The sequence below is a fragment of the Xylophilus sp. GW821-FHT01B05 genome (assembly GCA_038961845.1).
Taxonomy (GTDB): domain Bacteria; phylum Pseudomonadota; class Gammaproteobacteria; order Burkholderiales; family Burkholderiaceae_C; genus Xylophilus.
On the sequence record CP152408.1, the window covers coordinates 1,207,149 to 1,224,855 of the forward strand.

At 66.9% G+C, this 17,707-nt stretch carries 18 protein-coding genes and 1 tRNA gene; 12 read left to right on the forward strand and 7 right to left on the reverse strand.

Annotated features, from left to right (window positions below):
• The first annotated feature begins 38 nt into the window (after nt 1-38).
• Nucleotides 39-761 (forward strand): response regulator, encoded by a 723-nt coding sequence (locus AAFF27_05665; protein XAH24680.1) that lies wholly within the window; start codon nt 39-41, stop codon nt 759-761.
• On the forward strand, nt 746-1,891 hold the full coding sequence (locus tag AAFF27_05670) for an ATP-binding protein (protein ID XAH24681.1): 1,146 nt from the start codon (nt 746-748) through the stop codon (nt 1,889-1,891). The genes AAFF27_05665 and AAFF27_05670 overlap by 16 nt, the downstream gene beginning before the upstream one ends.
• 6 nt (nt 1,892-1,897) lie before the next feature.
• Here the strand turns inward: AAFF27_05670 and AAFF27_05675 are convergent, their stop codons facing one another.
• Entirely contained in the window at nt 1,898-2,194 is a 297-nt protein-coding gene (locus AAFF27_05675) for a hypothetical protein (protein ID XAH24682.1), read from the reverse strand.
• 211 nt (nt 2,195-2,405) lie between these two features.
• Between AAFF27_05675 and AAFF27_05680 the strand changes: the two genes are divergently transcribed.
• A complete protein-coding gene (locus AAFF27_05680) occupies nt 2,406-3,017 on the forward strand; it encodes a hypothetical protein (GenBank protein XAH24683.1) in 612 nt (203 codons plus the stop codon).
• A gap of 157 nt (nt 3,018-3,174) precedes the next feature.
• Here the strand turns inward: AAFF27_05680 and AAFF27_05685 are convergent.
• From AAFF27_05685 to AAFF27_05705, 5 genes are all read right to left on the reverse strand, one after another.
• Nucleotides 3,175-3,251, reverse strand: a tRNA-Met gene (locus AAFF27_05685).
• Between the two features lie 43 nt (nt 3,252-3,294).
• The gene (locus tag AAFF27_05690) at nt 3,295-4,074 is read right to left on the reverse strand and encodes an enoyl-CoA hydratase (GenBank protein XAH24684.1); all 780 of its coding nucleotides are present in this window, start codon (nt 4,072-4,074) and stop codon (nt 3,295-3,297) included.
• A 69-nt stretch (nt 4,075-4,143) separates the two neighbouring features.
• Nucleotides 4,144-5,964, reverse strand: coding sequence for a peptidase M61 (locus AAFF27_05695; protein XAH24685.1), 1,821 nt, complete (start codon nt 5,962-5,964; stop codon nt 4,144-4,146).
• A gap of 9 nt (nt 5,965-5,973) precedes the next feature.
• Entirely contained in the window at nt 5,974-6,681 is a 708-nt protein-coding gene (locus AAFF27_05700; GenBank protein XAH26166.1) for a DsbC family protein, read from the reverse strand.
• Nucleotides 6,682-6,773: 92 nt separating this feature from the next.
• Nucleotides 6,774-7,913 (reverse strand): FAD-dependent monooxygenase, encoded by a 1,140-nt coding sequence (locus tag AAFF27_05705; protein ID XAH24686.1) that lies wholly within the window; start codon nt 7,911-7,913, stop codon nt 6,774-6,776.
• Nucleotides 7,914-8,033: 120 nt separating this feature from the next.
• Here AAFF27_05705 and AAFF27_05710 point away from each other — a divergent pair, with 120 nt between their 5' ends.
• From AAFF27_05710 to AAFF27_05735, 6 genes are all read left to right on the forward strand, one after another.
• Complete coding sequence (locus tag AAFF27_05710; protein ID XAH26167.1) at nt 8,034-8,891, forward strand: MOSC N-terminal beta barrel domain-containing protein; 858 nt, start codon at nt 8,034-8,036, stop codon at nt 8,889-8,891.
• Nucleotides 8,892-8,984: 93 nt separating this feature from the next.
• Complete coding sequence (gene ychF / locus AAFF27_05715; GenBank protein XAH24687.1) at nt 8,985-10,076, forward strand: redox-regulated ATPase YchF; 1,092 nt, start codon at nt 8,985-8,987, stop codon at nt 10,074-10,076.
• Between the two features lie 149 nt (nt 10,077-10,225).
• Nucleotides 10,226-10,588 carry a hypothetical protein gene (locus tag AAFF27_05720; GenBank protein XAH24688.1) on the forward strand — a complete coding sequence of 121 codons (363 nt, stop codon included), beginning with the start codon at nt 10,226-10,228 and terminating at the stop codon, nt 10,586-10,588.
• Between the two features lie 186 nt (nt 10,589-10,774).
• The gene (locus AAFF27_05725; GenBank protein ID XAH24689.1) at nt 10,775-11,932 is read left to right on the forward strand and encodes a hypothetical protein; all 1,158 of its coding nucleotides are present in this window, start codon (nt 10,775-10,777) and stop codon (nt 11,930-11,932) included.
• Between the two features lie 96 nt (nt 11,933-12,028).
• Nucleotides 12,029-13,180 carry an HPP family protein gene (locus tag AAFF27_05730; protein ID XAH24690.1) on the forward strand — a complete coding sequence of 384 codons (1,152 nt, stop codon included), beginning with the start codon at nt 12,029-12,031 and terminating at the stop codon, nt 13,178-13,180.
• A 30-nt stretch (nt 13,181-13,210) separates the two neighbouring features.
• Nucleotides 13,211-13,888, forward strand: a complete 678-nt coding sequence (locus AAFF27_05735; GenBank protein XAH24691.1) for a glutathione S-transferase — start codon at nt 13,211-13,213, stop codon at nt 13,886-13,888.
• 72 nt (nt 13,889-13,960) lie between these two features.
• Here the strand turns inward: AAFF27_05735 and AAFF27_05740 are convergent, their stop codons facing one another.
• Nucleotides 13,961-14,431 carry a YqaA family protein gene (locus AAFF27_05740; protein XAH24692.1) on the reverse strand — a complete coding sequence of 157 codons (471 nt, stop codon included), beginning with the start codon at nt 14,429-14,431 and terminating at the stop codon, nt 13,961-13,963.
• Nucleotides 14,432-14,551: 120 nt separating this feature from the next.
• On the opposite strand from AAFF27_05740, the gene dusB reads away from it, so the two are divergent.
• From dusB to purH, 3 genes are all read left to right on the forward strand, one after another.
• Complete coding sequence (dusB, locus tag AAFF27_05745) at nt 14,552-15,607, forward strand: tRNA dihydrouridine synthase DusB (protein ID XAH24693.1); 1,056 nt, start codon at nt 14,552-14,554, stop codon at nt 15,605-15,607.
• Between the two features lie 27 nt (nt 15,608-15,634).
• Nucleotides 15,635-15,871, forward strand: a complete 237-nt coding sequence (locus tag AAFF27_05750) for a Fis family transcriptional regulator (GenBank protein ID XAH24694.1) — start codon at nt 15,635-15,637, stop codon at nt 15,869-15,871.
• A 140-nt stretch (nt 15,872-16,011) separates the two neighbouring features.
• The gene (purH, locus tag AAFF27_05755) at nt 16,012-17,598 is read left to right on the forward strand and encodes a bifunctional phosphoribosylaminoimidazolecarboxamide formyltransferase/IMP cyclohydrolase (GenBank protein ID XAH24695.1); all 1,587 of its coding nucleotides are present in this window, start codon (nt 16,012-16,014) and stop codon (nt 17,596-17,598) included.
• The last annotated feature ends 109 nt before the right edge of the window (nt 17,599-17,707 follow it).

Sequence of the window (17,707 nt, forward strand, 5' to 3'; positions counted from 1 at the left end):
CGCCGTTTATGGCGGGCCGCGCCAGGATTTCCCCTCCCATGAACAGTGTTGTACGTCCGCCCAGCCCCTTGGTGCTGGTGGTGGAAGACGAACCCGGAATCGCCGACATCCTGATCGCCTACCTGCAGCGCGACGGCTTGCGCACGCGCCTGGAAACCGACGGCCTGGCGGCATTGCAGGTGGCCCGCGAGATCCATCCCGACATGGTGCTGCTGGACATCCACCTGCCCGGCATGGATGGCGTGGATGTGCTGAAGAACCTGCGTGCCGACGGCAACACGCCGGTCATCATGGTCACCGCCCTGGCCGACGACGTGGACAAGCTGCTGGCCTTGCGCATGGGCGCGGACGACTACGTGGTCAAGCCCTACAGCCCGCCCGAGGTGGTGGCGCGGGTGCGCGCCGTGCTGCGCCGCACCGCCGCCGCGCCCAAGGTGGCACCGGCGGGGGTGATTCGCGCCGGCCGGCTGGAGATCGACCAGGAGGCGCACATCGCCCGCTCTTTCAGCGAAGACGGCCGCGCCGAGGTGCTGCCGCTGACCCTTACCGAATTCCGCCTGCTGGCCTGCCTGGCCGCGCAACCGCGGCGCTGCTTCTCGCGCAGCCACCTGATCGAGACCTGCCTGCCCGAGAGCGACGCGATGGACCGCGTCATCGACTCGCATCTCTCCAAGCTGCGGCGCAAGCTGCAGAACGCCGGCAACGACGAACTGATCGAGACGGTGCGCGGCATCGGCTACCGGTTATGGCCCGGGGAATAGACCGGATCTGGGTCCGCTTCGGGCTGGGCATAGCCGCCACGGTGCTGGTGACCGTAGGCGTTCTGGGCGCAAGTGTCTTCGCGCTGGCCCAGTACCAGTACAACTCCTTCTACCGCGGCCTGCCGTCTGCCGTGCAGCAGGAGCTGGACCAGCTCAACGACCAAAACCTGGAAGACAGCCCGCGCGCGGTGCAGATCTACGGCCAGTACTGGCAGGGTGACCTGCTGTTTGGCGAGAAGTGGTCGCTGGTGATTGGCCTGGTGGTGTGCCTGCCCTTTGGGCTGGCCGTGGGCTTCTGGGTCTCGCGCATCGTGACCCTGCCCATGGCGTCGGTGGCCGAGGCCGCGCGGCGCATCGCGCTGGGGGATCTGTCGGTGCGCGCCCAGGGCGGGCAGGACCGCGGCGAGATGGCCGACATGGTGCGTGACTTCAACCACATGACCGACGCGCTGGAGTCGCTCGAGCGCGAGCGCAAGGCCACGGCCGCGTCCTTGTCGCACGAGCTGCGCACGCCGCTGACCGTGCTGCGTGCGCGGCTGCACGCCATCTGCGACGGCGTGATCCCGGCCGACCCGCGCGAATGCCGCAAGCTGCTGGACCAGGTCGAGCACCTGGGCCGGCTGGTGGAAGACCTGCACACCATGTCGGTGGCAGAGGCCGGCCGGCTATCGCTGCAGAAAGTGGACACCGATCTGGTGCGGCTGGTGACCGATACGCTGGCCGCGCATGCGCCCCATATCGCCGACCACGGCATCCAGGCCGAGTTGCAAGCCAGCGTGGCCTCGCTGCAGGTGCAGGTGGACCCGGATCGCATGCGCCAGGTGCTGACCAATCTGGTGGAAAACGCCTTGCGCCACGCGGCCGACGGCGGCTGGCTGGGCATTGGCGTGGGATCCGAGGGGGGGCATGCGGTGTTGACCGTGAGCGACGATGGCCCAGGTTTGCCGGAGAGCGTGCGGCGCAACCTGTTCCAGCGCTTTCACCGATCCCCCAGCACGCCGGGCACGGTGGGGTCGGGGCTGGGGCTGTCCATCGTCCACACCCTGGTCACGCTGCAGGGCGGCACGGTGCACGCGGATCAGTCCGAGCGCGGCGGCACCCGCTTCGTTGTGCGGCTGCCGCGCAGTTGAGATCGATCAGCGGCGATAGCGCGGGTCATCGGCCCAGGCGCGGGCACGGGAGCGGGTGTCTTCGCGGTCGCGCTCCCATTGGGCGCGGCGATTAGCCTCGCGCCGGGCGCGGTCGCCCCCGCGCTCCGACTGCACGCGCACGGAGGTGCCGGCGGGGGCACCCTGAACCCCGTACTGCTGCTTTTGCTCATCTGACATGTCGCGAACATCCAGACGCGGGGCTTGCGCAAAGGCATGGGTGCCAGCCATTGCGGCGAGGGTCACGGTGATGGCGAGGGTAATTTGACGGTAGGGGTTGCCCATGGCGGTGTCTCCACGACTTTTCGGGACTGAACTATCCCACGGCCAAGTGGCCTGGCGTTGTAGGAAGACACTGTTTTACCTGTCCTTCGTTGTCGCCTCTTGTCCATGCCGTTTGCGCTTTTGAGGAACAAAACGGCGCAATTGCCCGTCTATCGCCCAGATCGGTGAAGCCCCCTGCATCCCGACGCCCCACCGACAAGAGAGTCGTTACATGTTATTTCGCAGCAAGATCGCAATATGGCTCGCGTTGCCGCTGGTATTGGGCGCTTCACTCGCCTACGCGCACGGCCCGGACGGGGACGCGCCAGCTCTGGCCCAGGGCGTGCAGCTTGGCAAAGCCATGTTCCCGGATGGCAACACAGCGCAAGGCGGGCACGGGCAGGCCATCGACGGCATAGAGGGCTCGAGCCAGGAAATGCTCAAGACCCATATCCACATGCATCTGTCCATCTATTACCACGGGCAGCAGATCGCGGTTCCGCGCGGCATCGGCATCCTGCCGCCGTTCCAGGTGCGCAACGGTTTCGTGGAAGGCGGCCGGGGCTTCTACTGGCTGCACACGCACGACGCAACCGGCATCGTGCATGTCGAGTCCCCCAACGACCGCGTCTACACCCTCGGCAATTTCTTCGACGTGTGGGGCCGGCCCCTGAGCGAGACCAATGTGGCCGGACTGCAAGGACCGGTGCGCATCTACCTCAATGGCCGCCTGCAGTTCGGCAAGGCGCGTGACATGCCCCTGCACGCGCATGACCAGATCGCCTTGGTCATCGGCCAGCCCACCGTGACGCCGCCGCAATACGTGTTCCCGGACGGGCTGTAGTCCTGCTCGTGCAGTTCTTTGTCGATTGATTGCTATTAAATAAATAGCTTATAGCCCAGGTGGAATAAGGGCTGGAGGCACTTTTTGCCAATAATCCAGATCCTGCCCGGCAAAGAAAAAAGCCTTCCAAGTCGTGGACTTGGAAGGCTTGGTATCTTGGTGGCGCTTCACGGATTCGAACCGCGGACCTGTGGATTATGATTCCATCGCTCTAACCGACTGAGCTAAAGCGCCGAGCCGCACATTATAGCCCGGATTCTTTGGTGGCGGCAAGCCCTCAGCGGTGCTGGAACACTGCCTTGCGCTTGTTCACGAAGGCGTCCATGCCTTCCTTCTGGTCTTCGGTGGCAAACAGTGCGTGGAACAGGCGGCGCTCGAACATCACGCCGTCGGATAGCCCGCTCTCGAACGCGCGGTTGACCGATTCCTTGGCCGCCATGACGGCGATGCGCGAGAAGTCGCTGATCTGCAGCGCCGCGCCCAGGGCCTCGTCCAGCAGTTTGTCGAAGGGCACGACGCGGCTGACCAGGCCGGCGCGCTCGGCCTCGGTCGCGTCCATCATGCGGCCGGTGAGGGCCATGTCCATGGCCTTGCTCTTGCCCACGGCGCGCGGCAGGCGCTGCGTGCCGCCGGCGCCGGGGATGACGCCGAGCTTGATCTCGGGCTGCCCGAAGCGGGCGTTGTCGGCGGCGATGATGAAGTCGCACATCATGGCCAGCTCGCAGCCGCCGCCCAGCGCAAAGCCGCTCACGGCGGCGATCACTGGCTTGCGGACGCTGCGGATGTGTTCCCAGTTGCGGCCGATGTAGTTGCCCTTGTAGACGTCGGCAAAGCTGTACTGGGCCATGGCGCTGATGTCGGCGCCCGCCGCAAAAGCCTTCTCGCTGCCGGTGATGATGATGCAGCCGATGCGCTCGTCGGCATCGAAGGCGGCCAGGGCGGCGCCCAATTCGTCCATCAACTGGTCGTTCAGGGCGTTGAGCTGCTTGGGGCGGTTCAGCGTCACGATGCCGACCTTTTCGGCTTCGGTGCGGACTTCTATGGTGTCAAAGGCCATGTGCTTGTCTCCTGCGTTTTTTGCGGTGGAAAAGAACTATAGCCACGCCACCAATGGCGTGGCCGCTGCTCAGGCTTTGCGCGCGCCGCGCGCTGGCTTGGCGGGCGGGGGCGGCTTGGTGCCGTCCAGCCAGGCCGCCATGCGTGCGGGCTCACGTGCCACCAGGCGCCAGGTGCTGTCTTGCGCCGGCAGCTCCAGCGGCAGGCGCAGCAGGCGGCGGTCGCGCGCGATGAGCGCCGTGGCCTTGCGTTCGCTGCCCATATAAAGCGCCAGCTCTTCGAGCTTGGTGATGCGCCATTCGGTGCCGGTGGGCTTGCCCGGCAGCGCTATGCCTATCCATTCGTCGCCAGCGGCAAAGCCGGCGCGTTCGGCGGCACCGCCGCGCAGCACCACCTTGACCTGAACGCCATTGCTTTCTGTCACCCGCAGGCCCAGGCGCTGGGCCGGCTGTGACGGGTCGGCCACCATCTCAACGCCATGCGTGGTGAGCAGGGGCGCCAGCGGCAGTTCCGCGGTGCCATGCACCCAGGCCGCCAGTTCTGCGGCAAAGCTGCGGCCTGCCAGCGCCTGCAGGGTCTCGATGAAGTCCTGCTCGCGCAGGGGGCCGGCGGCGCAGCGCTGCCACAGGGCGCGCATGGCGTCGTCCAGCGTGGCGTTGCTGGCGCCGCGCAGGCTGAGGTCAAAGCACAGGGCGATCAGCGCGCCCTTGGTGTAGTAGCTGATGGTGGCGTTGGCGGTGTTCTCGTCCTGCCGGTAGTACTTGACCCAGGCGTCGAAGCTGGCGTCGGCCGCCGATTGCACCAGCCGGCCCGGTGCCTGCTGCACCTGGTTGATGGTCTTGGTGAGCAGGCGCAGGTAGCCGGCGTCGTCCAGCAGCCCGCAGCGGCGCAGTATCAGGTCGTCGTAGTAGCTGGTGAAGCCTTCGAAGAACCACAGCAGGCGCGTGTAGTTCTCTTGCGTGTAGTCGTAGCGCGCAAACTCGGCCGGCCGCAGGCGTTTGACGTTCCAGGTGTGGAAGTACTCATGGCTGATCAGCCCGAGCAGGGTGGTGTAGCCCTCTGACTGCTTGGCCTCGCCCAGGCGTGGCAGGTCGCGCCGGTTGCAGATCAGGGCCGTGCTGTGCCGGTGCTCCAGGCCGCCGTAGCCGTCGTCCACGGCGTTGAGCATGAAGACATAGCGGTCATGCGGCGGCGCGCTGCCGTCGGGGTGCCAGAAGGCGATCTGCGCCTCGCAGATGCGCTGGGCGTTGGCCAGCAGGCGCGCGCTGTCGAAGCTGGCGGCGGCGCCGGCAACGACGAAGCGGTGCGGTACGCCTCGTACGGTGAACTCGCCGCTCCAGAAGGCGCCCAGTTCTACCGGGCTGTCGGCCAGGGTGTCGTAGCCGTCCGCCAGGTACAGGCCGAAGCCACGCTTGTCGGTCTTGCGCGGGACCAGTGCGGTGGCGGCCGACCAATGGCGCGGGAAGCTGGTCGCGGCAAGCTCCAGCGCATGGGCTTGTTCTTCCAGCCCTTCGGCGCGCAGGCACAGGCCGGTGCCGTTGAAGAAGCCGCGCTGCGCGTCCAGCCAGCAGGCGCGCACGGAATTGTCGAAGGCATAGACCTCGTACTCCAGCACCAGCGGCACGCCAGCGCGGCAGTCGATCTGCCAACTGCATTTGTCCAACTGCTGCACGGCCACGGCGCGCCCGCGCTGGCGCGCACCCAGGCGCTGCAGGTGGCGCGCAAATTCGCGCACCAGGTAGCTGCCCGGTATCCATACCGGCAGCGCCACGCGCTGCTTTGCCGCTGGCGCGGCGATGGTCAGCGTGACACGGAACAGGTGGGCGTGGAGGTCAGCAGCTTCGACGCGGTAGTGGACGGCGGCAGCAGGCGGGCGGGATGCAGTGGGCATGAAGCGTGTTTAGCGGGCGGCGGACAGTTGCTTTTCGATCTGCGCGGCGTCGATCGCGCCCGGCACGCGCGTGCCGTCTGCAAAGAACAGCGTGGGCGTGCCCGTGATCTTGTACTTGCGCCCCAGCGCCACGTTGCGGGTGATGGCTCCGGTGTCGCAGCCGGCGGCGGCGGGAATGGCTTTTTCTTTCAGCATCCAGTCCTGCCAGGCTGCGGCCGGGTCTTTGGTGCACCAGAGCCGGTTCGACTTGTCCACCGAGTCGGCGCCCAGGATGGGATAGAGGTAGAGGTGGATGGTGACGTTGTCTATGGTCTGCAGCTCTTTCTCGAAGTGCTTGCAGTAGCCGCAGTTGGGGTCCTCGAACACCGCCAGCTTGCGCTCGCCCTTGCCGCGCACGATGGTGAAGGCGTCTGCAGTCGGCAGCGAGGCGAAGTCGACGGCCGTGAGCTTGGCCACGCGCTCGGCGGTCAGGTTCTTGCGCTGGCGCGTGTCGAGCATGTCGCCCTGCAGCAGGTAGTCGCCCTTGGCGTCGGTGTAGAACAGGTCGGTGCCCACGCGTACCTCGAACACGCCAGGCATGCCGCTCTTGCGCACCTCGTCGATCTTGGGGAGCTGGGGCACGCGCTCAGCCAGGTTCTTGCGGATGATGCTTTCCTGGGCATGGACCGGGCCAGCCAGGGCCAGGCAGGCGAGGGCGACGGAAGCTGCCGTCAGCAGAGGGTGGCGGGGGGAAGTCAATTTGGTTCTCCGGAACGCGGTGAAAAGTGGGGACATCAGGTCTCAGACTGCGGCTGGCCCAACTGGTTCAGTCAATGCAGGCCCATGGCCTGGCGCGCCAGCCAGGATTTGAGCGGGCCGCTGGTATCAAAGCCGCGCATGCCCCAGTTGCGCAATGCCTGCCAGGGCCGGCCCGGCTGGGCGAAGAGTTGCTGCAGGCCGTCGGTGGCCATGCCCATCGGCCACAGGCCTGCCTTGCGGGCACGCTCGTAGTGGCGCAGCAGGCGGGCATCGGCCGGGCTGCGCCAGAAGTCGCGCCCATGCAGCACCCGGGCCAGCTCGGCCGCATCGGCCAGGCCCAGGTTCAGGCCTTGGCCGGCCAGCGGGTGCACGGTGTGCGCGGCGTCGCCCACCAGCACCCAACTGCGCAGCGGGCTTTTGTCGCCGATGCTGCGCGGCACGGGGCCGGTCCAGCGGTCGGCACGGGCCAATTGAAGTGGCCAGTCGGCGCGCGGGCCTTCCAGGGCCATGGCACCCAGGGATGCATCGCTGGCACTGGCCACTTCGTGGGCGAAGGCCTCGGCGTCCAGGGCCATGAGTGCCGGTGCCTGGGCCTGGTCCACTGACCAGACCAGGGCCACGCTGTGGCCGCCGGCTCCGCCCATGGGCAGCAGGGCCAGGATGCCATGAGGGTGGAACCACTGGCGTGCGATGCCGCCATGCGGCTTGTCGCAACGCAGGCGCGCGGCAATGGCGCGCTGCGGGTAGGGCATGGTGTCAAAGTCCACGCCAAATTCGTCGCGGGTGACGCTGGCGCGGCCTTCGCAGACGGCGGTCAGGGCGGCGGGGCGTGGGGTGTCCAGTATTTCCACCAGCGGCTGGTAGCGCACGGCTTCGGCCAGCCGGGCCTCCAGCGCCGGAACATCGACGATCCAGGCCAGGGCCTCGGCACCATGCGCCTCGGCGCGGAAATGCACGGCGCCGCCGTCATCGCCTTGCACCGCCATGGCGCTGACGGGCGTGCAGGCTTCGCCCTCGGGCCAACTGCGCAGCGATTGCAGCAACTGGCGCGAGGCGTCATTGAGGGCATAGGCGCGCACGTCGGTCGTGGCACTGGGGGCCGGGGGCTGCGCCACCAGGCCAACGCGCAGCCGGTCACGCGCGAGCAAAAGGGCCAGTACGCGGCCCACCACGCCGGCGCCACGGATACAGACATCAAGAGGAGGGGCCATGCGGGGGATTGTAGGGAGCGTGCCGGGGCGGAGCCGCTGGCGGCACAATTCCCGCAGAACCCCTGAAAGCTGCCTGTGACCTCTGCCGCCCCGTCGTCTTCCATTGCTGCTGATTCCGACATGGCGCTCAACGCGGTGGTGGCGCAACTCTTTGTCTACCCGGTCAAGTCCTGCGCCGGCATTGCGCTGCAGACGTCCGAGCTGGACGAAACCGGCCTGGCCTGGGACCGCGCCTGGATGGTGGTGGATGCCGAGGGCGAATTCGTCAGCCAGCGCAGCCTGCCGCGCATGGCGCTGGTGCAGCCGCAGTTGAAAGCCTATGAGCTGGTGCTGCGCGCGCCCGGCATGCTGGCCCTGCACCTGGCGCTGGATGCGGCCGAATCGCCTTGCACCGTGCGTGTCTGGAAGGACACGGTGCCGGCCTGGAGCATGGGGCCGCTGGCGGCGCAGTGGTTCAGCGATTTCCTGGGCCAGCCGCTGCGCCTGGTGCGTTTCGACCCGGAGCACCGCCGCCTGTCCAGCCTGAAATGGACCGGCGGCATCGAGGCGCCCAACCTGTTCAGTGACGGCTACCCCTTGCTGGTGGCCAGCCAGGCTTCGCTTGACGGACTGAACCAGCGGCTGCAGCGGGCCGGCCATGCGCCCGTGGGCATCGAGCGCTTCCGGCCCAACCTGGTGCTGGCTGGCACCGAGGCGCACGACGAGGACCGCGTGGGCACCCTGCACATCGCCACCGGGGAGGAGGGCGCCGGCGTGGAGCTGCAGCCGGTCAAACCCTGTGTGCGCTGCCCCATCCCCAACATCGACCCGGCCACGGCGCTGAGCAATCCGGCCGTGGGCGATGCGCTGCAGTCCTACCGTGCCGACCCGCGCATGCAGGGCGGCATCACCTTCGGCATGAACGCCATCGTGCGCGCTGGCGCTGGCCAGGTGCTGCGTGTGGGGCAGGCGGTGCGGGCGGATTGGCGCTTTGACTAGCGCCTCGATTGGCGCTGAACAGTAAAATCACGGGTTCGGCGGCCTGCTGGCTGCCCTGTCTTCCCCGCTTCCCCAGATCCTGAAAGCCCCGCCATGAGCCTCCAATGCGGCATCGTGGGCCTGCCCAATGTCGGCAAGTCCACCCTCTTCAACGCCCTGACCAAGGCCGGCATCGCCGCCGAGAACTACCCGTTCTGCACCATCGAGCCCAATGTCGGTGTGGTGGAAGTGCCCGACTCGCGCCTGCAGCAGCTCGCCGACATCATCACGCCCGAGCGCATCGTGCCAGCGATTGTCGAGTTCGTGGACATCGCGGGCCTGGTGGCAGGCGCCAGCACCGGTGAAGGCCTGGGCAACAAGTTCCTAGCGCACATCCGCGAAACTGACGCCACCGTCAACGTGGTGCGCTGCTTCGAGGACGAGAACGTGGTCCACGTGGCCGGCAAGGTCGACCCGATCTCCGACATCGAAGTGATCCAGACCGAGCTGTGCCTGGCCGACCTGTCCACCGTGGAGAAGGCGCTGCACCGCCACACCAAGACGGCCCGCTCGGGCGACAAGGACGCCATCAAGTTGGTCGCGCTGCTGGAGAAGTGCCAGGCCGCACTGAACCAGAACACGCCGGTGCGGGCGCTCTCCTTCACCAAGGAAGAGCAGCCGCTGATCAAGTCCTTCACCCTGATCACGGCCAAGCCGGCGATGTTCGTCGCCAACGTGGCCGAGGACGGCTTCGAGAACAATCCCCTGCTGGATCGCCTGCGCGAATACGCCGACAAACAGGGCGCGCCGGTTGTCGCTATCTGCGCCAAGATCGAAGCCGAACTGGCCGAGATGGACGACGAAGACAAGAAGATGTTCCTCGCCGAGATCGGCCAGGACGAGCCGGGCCTGAACCGGCTGATCCGCGCCGCCTTCAAGCTGCTGGGCCTGCAGACCTACTTCACCGCCGGCGTGAAGGAAGTGCGCGCCTGGACCATCCACATCGGCGACACCGGCCCCCAGGCCGCTGGCGTGATCCACGGCGACTTCGAGCGCGGCTACATCCGCGCCCAGACCATCGCCTTCGACGACTTCATCGCCTTCAAGGGCGAGCAAGGCGCCAAGGACGCGGGCAAGATGCGCTCGGAAGGCAAGGAATACGTCGTCAAGGATGGCGACGTGATGAATTTCTTGTTTAACGTCTGACGTCTTTCGCCCGGTCTGGTACAGGATTGGGTGCAAATGGGTTGGGGATTGCGCCGGGTCTGGGCGGCTTTGTCGATTAAATGGGTGTAAATGGGTTTAGTGTGGGTCCAATGATCCGATCCCATGCCCTCCAGATCAGCCCTGAAATCTTGAACCTCATCACCGGCATTGATGAGTTCAAGGGCGCTTGGCGGGCGCTCGGCACCCTGGCGCCGGGCCGGCTGTCGGCCTTGCGGCGGGTGGCAACCATCGAGAGCATCGGCTCGTCCACCCGCATCGAGGGCAGCAAGCTGTCGGACCGGGAGGTTGAGCGCCAGCTATCCAACCTGCAGATCAAGTCCTTTGCAACACGCGACGAGCAGGCGGTGGCCGGCTATGCCGAGGTCATGGAGTTGGTGTTCTCCTCCTGGCGGGACATCACCCTGACCGAGAACCACATCAGGCAACTGCATCGTGACCTGCTGACCTACAGCGACAGGGACGCGTCACGATGGGGGATGCGATTCGCTTGACGGACGGCAACCGCAACACGCTCAAACAGCATTTCCGATCGCTCGTCGCGCAGGGGCATCTGTGCCAGAACGGTGGCGGACGAGGTGTCTGGTATGAGCTGGGATGACCATGCGTTTCGGCTGTGAACCCTGAACACCCTGCGTGCAATTGCAAGATTCCATGTTCCATCCCTGACCACGCGCCCCATGAGCGAATACCAATACTACGAATTCGCGGCCATCGAGCGGCCGCTCACCCGGGCGGAAATGGCACAGCTGCGCGCGGTTTCCACGCGCGCCGTGATCACGTCCACGGGCTTCTCCAACCACTACGAATGGGGCGACCTGAAGGCCGACCCGCTCGACTGGATGCGGCGCTACTTCGACGCCTTTGTGCATACCGCCAACTGGTGCAGTTGCCGACTGGCCTTGCGCGTGCCACTGGCCACTTTCAGCATTGTCGAGATGCGGCCCTTTGCCCTGGAGCAGAGCCTGACTGTCGAGGCCAGCGACTCGCACTGGATCATCCAGTGGTTCCTCAATGAAAGCGAGGACTATGACCGCTTCAATGCAGAAGACGGCCGCGGCTGGATGTGGCGCCTGGCGCCGCTGCGGGATGAACTGCAGCGCGGCGACCTGCGCTCGCTCTATCTGGGTTGGCTGGCCGGGGCCGCTTGTGGTGAACTGGACGACGATGTGCTGGAGCCGGAGGTTCCCCCCGGCTTGGCGAGCTTGTCCTCGGCGCAGCAGGCACTGGTCGAGTTTCTTGAGATCGATCCCGACATGCTCGCCGCTGCCGTGGCTGGCAGCGACAAGCTGGCACAGGCAGACGTCGCGTCAGCCGATGCCCTCGACGCATGGTGGGGGACGTGGTCGCGCGATGAGATGGTGTCGACGCTGCGTTTGCTCGCCCAAGGCCAGGGGCAGCAGGCAGAGCGCCAGGTCAAGACCCGTTACGCGGCCTGGTTGAAGGCGCAACGCCCAGCCGTTGCCGCCACTGCGCCACGGCGCAGCGTGGCCGAGTTGTGTGAGTTGGCCGAAGCGGCCGCCGAAATTTGGTTGCAGCAAGAGGCGAGGCAGCGCGCTCTACAGGAGGCCGAGCAGCGCCACCAGCGCGAGCTGCATCTGCGGCAATTGATGGAAGACGCGGAGACGCACTGGGACGCCGTCGAGGCGCAGGCGCAGCATGGTTCCGGCGCGAGCTATGCGAAGGCGGTGCAGCTTCTGGCCGAGCTGGCGCAGGCCTATGCACTGACCCAGACCCGCACCGCCTTCGACCAGGCCCTGCGACGCTTTCTGACGCGCCACGCCAATCGTGGAGCCCTGCTGCGCCGCTTGACCGAGGCGGGCTTGTGGTCGAAGTAGGGCGGGGATGACGGCGGGCGGTGTTGGCGAGTGGGATACCCGGCTGACCGCCATATGCTCCTCGCATTCCAGCCCGCACCTGCCCGCCCCTGACCCATGAACTCCCCACCCCGCAACACCAAGCTCCCTGACTGGCTGCGCGCCTTCCGCCCGGCGCCGCTGCGGGTCGATGCGCGTGAGCGTTGGCGCATGGCCTTTGGGGCGGTGCTGGGGGTTCTGGTCACGGCCTTGCTGTGCCGCTGGGTGGGCGGCGCGGCGGGCGCGTCGCCCTGGCTGGTGGCGCCGATCGGGGCCAGTGCGGTGCTGGTGTTTGCGGTGCCGGCCAGCCCTTTGGCCCAGCCCTGGGCGGTGGTCGGGGGCAATACGGTGTCGGCGCTGATCGGCTGGGCCTGCGTGCTGGCCATTGGCGATGCGGCCTGGGCTGGCGCGGTGGCGGTGGGGCTGGCGATTGCCGTGATGATGCTGCTGCGCTGCCTGCACCCGCCCGGTGGGGCGTCGGCGCTGCTGGTGGTGCTGGCCCATGCGGCGTCGCCGCAGTTCGCGATGTTTCCGGTGCTGGCCAATTCGCTGTTGCTGGTGGCTGCGGGCATGGCCTACCACCATGCGACGGGCCGGCGCTATCCGCATGCGCAGGTGCTGGCGCCTTCACCCGCGCAAGAGGCAGCGTCGCGCTTCAGCACGGCCGACCTGGACGCCGCGCTGTCCCACTACAACCAGGTGCTGGACGTGAGCCGCGACGACCTGCAGGCGCTGCTGCACCACGCCGAGATGGAGGCCTACCGCCGCAACCTGGGCGAGCTGCGCTGCGCCGACATCATGAGCCGCGCGCCGCTGGCGGTGGAGTTCGGCACCGGCCTGCAAGAGGCCTGGGCGCTGATGCGCCAGCGCCGCGTCAAGGCGCTGCCGGTGGTGGACCGGGTGCAGCGCATCGTGGGCATCGTCACGGTGGCGGATTTCATGCGCGAGGCCGACCTGGAGCTGCACCACGGCCTGGGTGAGCGGCTGCGCGCGTTCATGCGCCGGGTGGGCGCCGTGCACTCCGACAAGCCCGAGGTGGTCGGCCAGATCATGACGCGCAAGGTGCGTGTGGCCAGCGAGCACCGCCACGTGATCGAGCTGGTGCCGCTGTTCTCCGAAGGCGGCCACCACCACATTCCCATCATCGATGCCGAGCAGCGGCTGGCCGGCATCATCACGCAGTCGGACCTGGTACGCGCCTTATATAGGGCGGTGCGCACCCCTGGTTGAACCGGCGCGGGCGCCGGATACTCGGCACCCATGACCATCACCGTCCACCACCTCGAAAACTCGCGCTCGCAGCGCGTGCTCTGGCTGCTCGAAGAACTGGGCCAGCCCTATGACGTCGTGCGCTATGCGCGCGACCCCAAGACCATGCTGGCGCCGCCCGAGCTGCGCGCGGTGCACCCGCTGGGCAAGTCGCCGCTGGTGGGGCTGGGCGATGGCAGCGTGCTGGCCGAGTCCGGCGCCATTGTCGAGACCCTGATCGAGCGCTATGGCGCTGGCCAGCTGTCGCCCGCGCCCGGCACGCCTGACTTTTTGCGCTACCGCTACTGGCTGCACTACGCCGAAGGCTCGGCCATGCCGCCGCTGCTGCTCAAGCTGGTGTTTGACCGGGTCGAGAAGGCGCCCGTGCCTTTCTTCTTGAAGCCGGTGGTGCGCGGCATTGCGGGCAAGGCCAAGAACGGCTTTGTGCTGCCGCAGCTCAAGTTGCACCTGGACTACCTGGAAGGCGAACTGGCGCGCGGCCCCTGGTTTGCGGGCGATGCCTTCAGCGGCGCCGACATTCAGCTGAGCTTCCCGGTCGAGGCGGCCGCCGCGCGCGCTGGGCTGGACGCATCCCGGCCGCGCCTGATGGACTGGCTGCGGCGCATCCATGCGCGGCCGGCCTACCAGCGTGCGCTGGAGCGGGGCGGTCCCTATGCCTTGCCGGGCTGAAGAATGGTTTTTGAATAAAAAGTGCCTTAAGCCCAGGCGGGGCCTGGGCTTATAGCTATAAAAACAGTAGCTTTACGACGGGAACACGTAGAGCAGCGCCGTCGTCATCAGCAGGTAGCGCAGGAACTTGCCTATCGCCATATAGAACAGGCAGGGCCAGAACGGCAGGCGCAGCCAGCCGGCCACCGCGCACAGCGGGTCGCCCACCAGCGGCAGCCAGCTCAGCAGGCAGGCCTTGGGCCCGAGCCGCTCCAGCCAGGCCAGCACCCGGGTGTGGTGTTTGGAATGGCTGTATTTGTCGGCGACCTTGTGTGCGCCAAAGCCCATCCACCAGTCCAGCGCGCCGCCTAGCGTGTTGCCCAGGGTGGCCACGGCCACGCCCTCCCAGAACAGATCGGGGTTGAGCTTGAGCATGCCGAACAGCACCGGCTCTGAGCCAATCGGCAGCAGCGTCGCAGAGATGAAGGCGCTGACAAAGACGGTGCTCAGCCCGTACTGCGGCAGGGAGAGAAGTTGGAGTGCGGTGTCTAGCCAAGCTTGCATGGAGAGGCAGTATCTCAGGCTCTTACAACTATTCGTAACGTCTCGCGGTTGCTGCAAATTTAGGCAGATAGAATCACGCCTCCCCCGCCGCGCCAGACCTTCCCCATCCCCACGTACGCCATGCAGATCGGCTCCATTCCCCTGCCGAACCGACTGTTCGCCGCCCCTATGGCGGGCGTGACGGACCGGCCCTTCCGCATGCTGTGCAAGTCGCTGGGCGCGGGCTACGCGGTGAGCGAGATGGTCACCTCGCGGCGCGACCTGTGGAACAGCCTGAAGACCTCGCGCCGCGCCAACCACGAGGGCGAGACGGCGCCCATCGCCGTGCAGATCGCCGGCACCGACGCCGCCATGATGGCCGAGGCCGCGGCCTACAACATCGACCGTGGCGCGCAGATCATCGACATCAACATGGGCTGCCCGGCCAAGAAGGTCTGCAACAAGTGGGCCGGCTCGGCGCTGATGCAGGACGAGCCGCTGGCGCTGTCCATCGTCGAGGCGGTGGTGGCTGCGGCCGCGCCGCACGGCGTGCCGGTCACGCTCAAGATGCGCACCGGCTGGTCGGCCGAACACAAGAACGCCGTGGCCATTGCGCGCGCCGCTGAAGCCGCCGGCGTGCAGATGCTGACCGTGCACGGCCGCACGCGCGAGCAGGGCTACCGCGGCCTGGCCGAGTACGACACCATCGCCGCCGTCAAGGCTGCGGTGCGCATCCCGGTGGTCGCCAACGGCGACATCAACACCCCAGAGAAGGCCCGCGACGTGCTCGCGGCCACCGGCGCCGACGCCATCATGATCGGCCGCGCGGCCCAGGGCCGGCCCTGGATCTTCCGCGAGATCGGCCACTTCCTCGCCACCGGCGAGCACCTGGCGCCGCCCCTGGTGGCCGAGGTGCGCCGCCTGCTGCTGGACCACCTGCAAGAGCACTACCTGCTGTATGGCGAGCTGACCGGCGTGCGCAGCGCACGCAAGCACATCGGCTGGTATGTGCGCGGCCTGCCTGGCGGCGAAGAGTTTCGCGCCCGCATGAACCTGCTGGACGACTGCGCCGCGCAGTTGCAGGCCGTGGGCGACTATTTCGAGGTACTGGGAACCACCACCGACCGCATGCCGGCACAAGCCGCAGGCGACACCGGGGTGGATGAGGCGGAAGCGGCGCTTGAGGCTGCGACCTGACAAAAGAATGACGAAGAAAGCACAAGAATGAGCAAGCAAAACATCGAAGAATGCATACGCGACAGCCTGCAAGGCTATTTCCGGGATCTGGGGGGCGAGCAGCCGCATGGCATGTACGACATGCTGATCCAGGTCATGGAAAAGCCGCTGCTGGAAGTGGTCATGACCGAAGCCGCACACAACCAGTCACGCGCCGCCGACTGGCTGGGGCTGAACCGCAATACCTTGCGTAAAAAATTGGTCGAGCACAACCTCTTGAAGTAGCCGCGCAGGGAATAGCTGCCCCCCCAGGCTACGCACTACGTGTCTTCGCCAGCCCCCTTGCAGGGGGCAGTACCAGCGGCCCGGCAAAGCCGGTTCCGCGGTACTCCTGAATAGCGTCTTTCCGAACCTTTAAAAATCATATGGCCCTGACCGCACTCCTCTCCGTGTCTGACAAGACCGGCATCGTTGACTTCGCCCGTGCCCTGCACGGCCTGGGCATTCGCCTGCTCTCCACCGGCGGCACGGCACAGCTGCTGGCCAAGGAAGGCCTGCCGGTCACCGAAGTGGCCGAGGTCACCGGCTTCCCGGAAATGCTCGACGGCCGCGTCAAGACCCTGCACCCCAAGGTGCACGGCGGCCTGCTGGCCCGGCGCGATGTGCCCGAGCACATGGCGGCACTGAAGGCGCACGGCATCGACACCATCGACCTGCTGGTGGTCAACCTCTACCCGTTCGAAGCCACCGTGGCCAAGCCCGGCTGCACGCTGGAAGACGCCATCGAGAACATCGACATCGGCGGCCCGGCCATGGTGCGCAGCGCCGCCAAGAACTGGAAGGACGTGGGCGTGCTGACCGACGCCTCGCAGTACCCCACGGCGCTGGCCGAGCTGCAAGCCAGCGGCAAGCTCGCCGACAAGACCAAGTTCGCGTTCTCGGTGGCCGCCTTCAACCGCATCGCCCAGTACGACGCGGCCATCAGCAACCACCTGTCTTCCCTGCTGGAAGACGGCACGCCTTCGGCCTTCCCGGCGCAGAGCAACAGCAACTTCATCAAGCTGCAAGACCTGCGCTACGGCGAGAACCCGCACCAAAAGGCCGCCTTCTACCGCGACCTGTACCCGGCACCGGGCTCGCTGGTCACGGCCAAGCAGCTGCAGGGCAAGGAGCTGAGCTACAACAACATCGCCGACGCCGACGCCGCCTGGGAATGCGTCAAGAGCTTCGACGCGCCGGCCTGCGTCATCGTCAAGCATGCCAACCCCTGCGGCGTGGCGGTGGGCGCTGATCCGTTGGATGCGTATTCCAAGGCCTTGAAGACCGACCCGACCTCGGCCTTCGGCGGCATCATTGCCTTCAACCGGCCGCTGGACGCGGCGGCTGCGCAGGCCGTGGTCAAGCAGTTCGTCGAAGTGCTGATGGCACCCGCTGTCACGCCTGAGGCGCTGGAAGTGTTCAAGGGCAAGGTCAACGTGCGCATCCTGGAGATCTCGCTCGACGGCGTGCAGCGCGACGGCAAGACCGCCTGGGCGCGCGGCCAGAACGCACAGGACGTGAAGCGCATCGGCTCCGGCCTGCTGGTGCAGAGCGCCGACAACCACGAGCTGACGCTGGCCGACCTGAAGGTCGTCACCAAGCTGCAGCCCACGCCGCAGCAACTGCAAGACCTGCTGTTCGCCTGGAAGGTCGCCAAGTACGTCAAGAGCAATGCCATCGTCTTCTGCAAGGACGGCATGACCATGGGCGTGGGCGCGGGCCAGATGAGCCGGCTCGACTCCGCCCGCATCGCCAGCATCAAGGCCGAGCACGCCGGCCTGACCCTGGCCGGCACGGCCGTGGCGAGCGACGCCTTCTTCCCCTTCCGCGACGGCCTGGACGTGGTGGTGGATGCGGGTGCGACCAGCGTCATCCACCCGGGCGGCAGCATGCGCGACCAGGAAGTGATCGATGCCGCCGACGAGCGCGGCGTGGCCATGGTGTTCAGCGGCGTGCGCCACTTCCGGCATTGAGATAGCAGGCCCGGGCTGCTTGGCGGCCCGGGGCGCGCAGGGCGGCAAGCGCCCGCTATCAATGTCCTTGGTTGATATTGATTCTCATTTGATGGATATCATTGCCGGC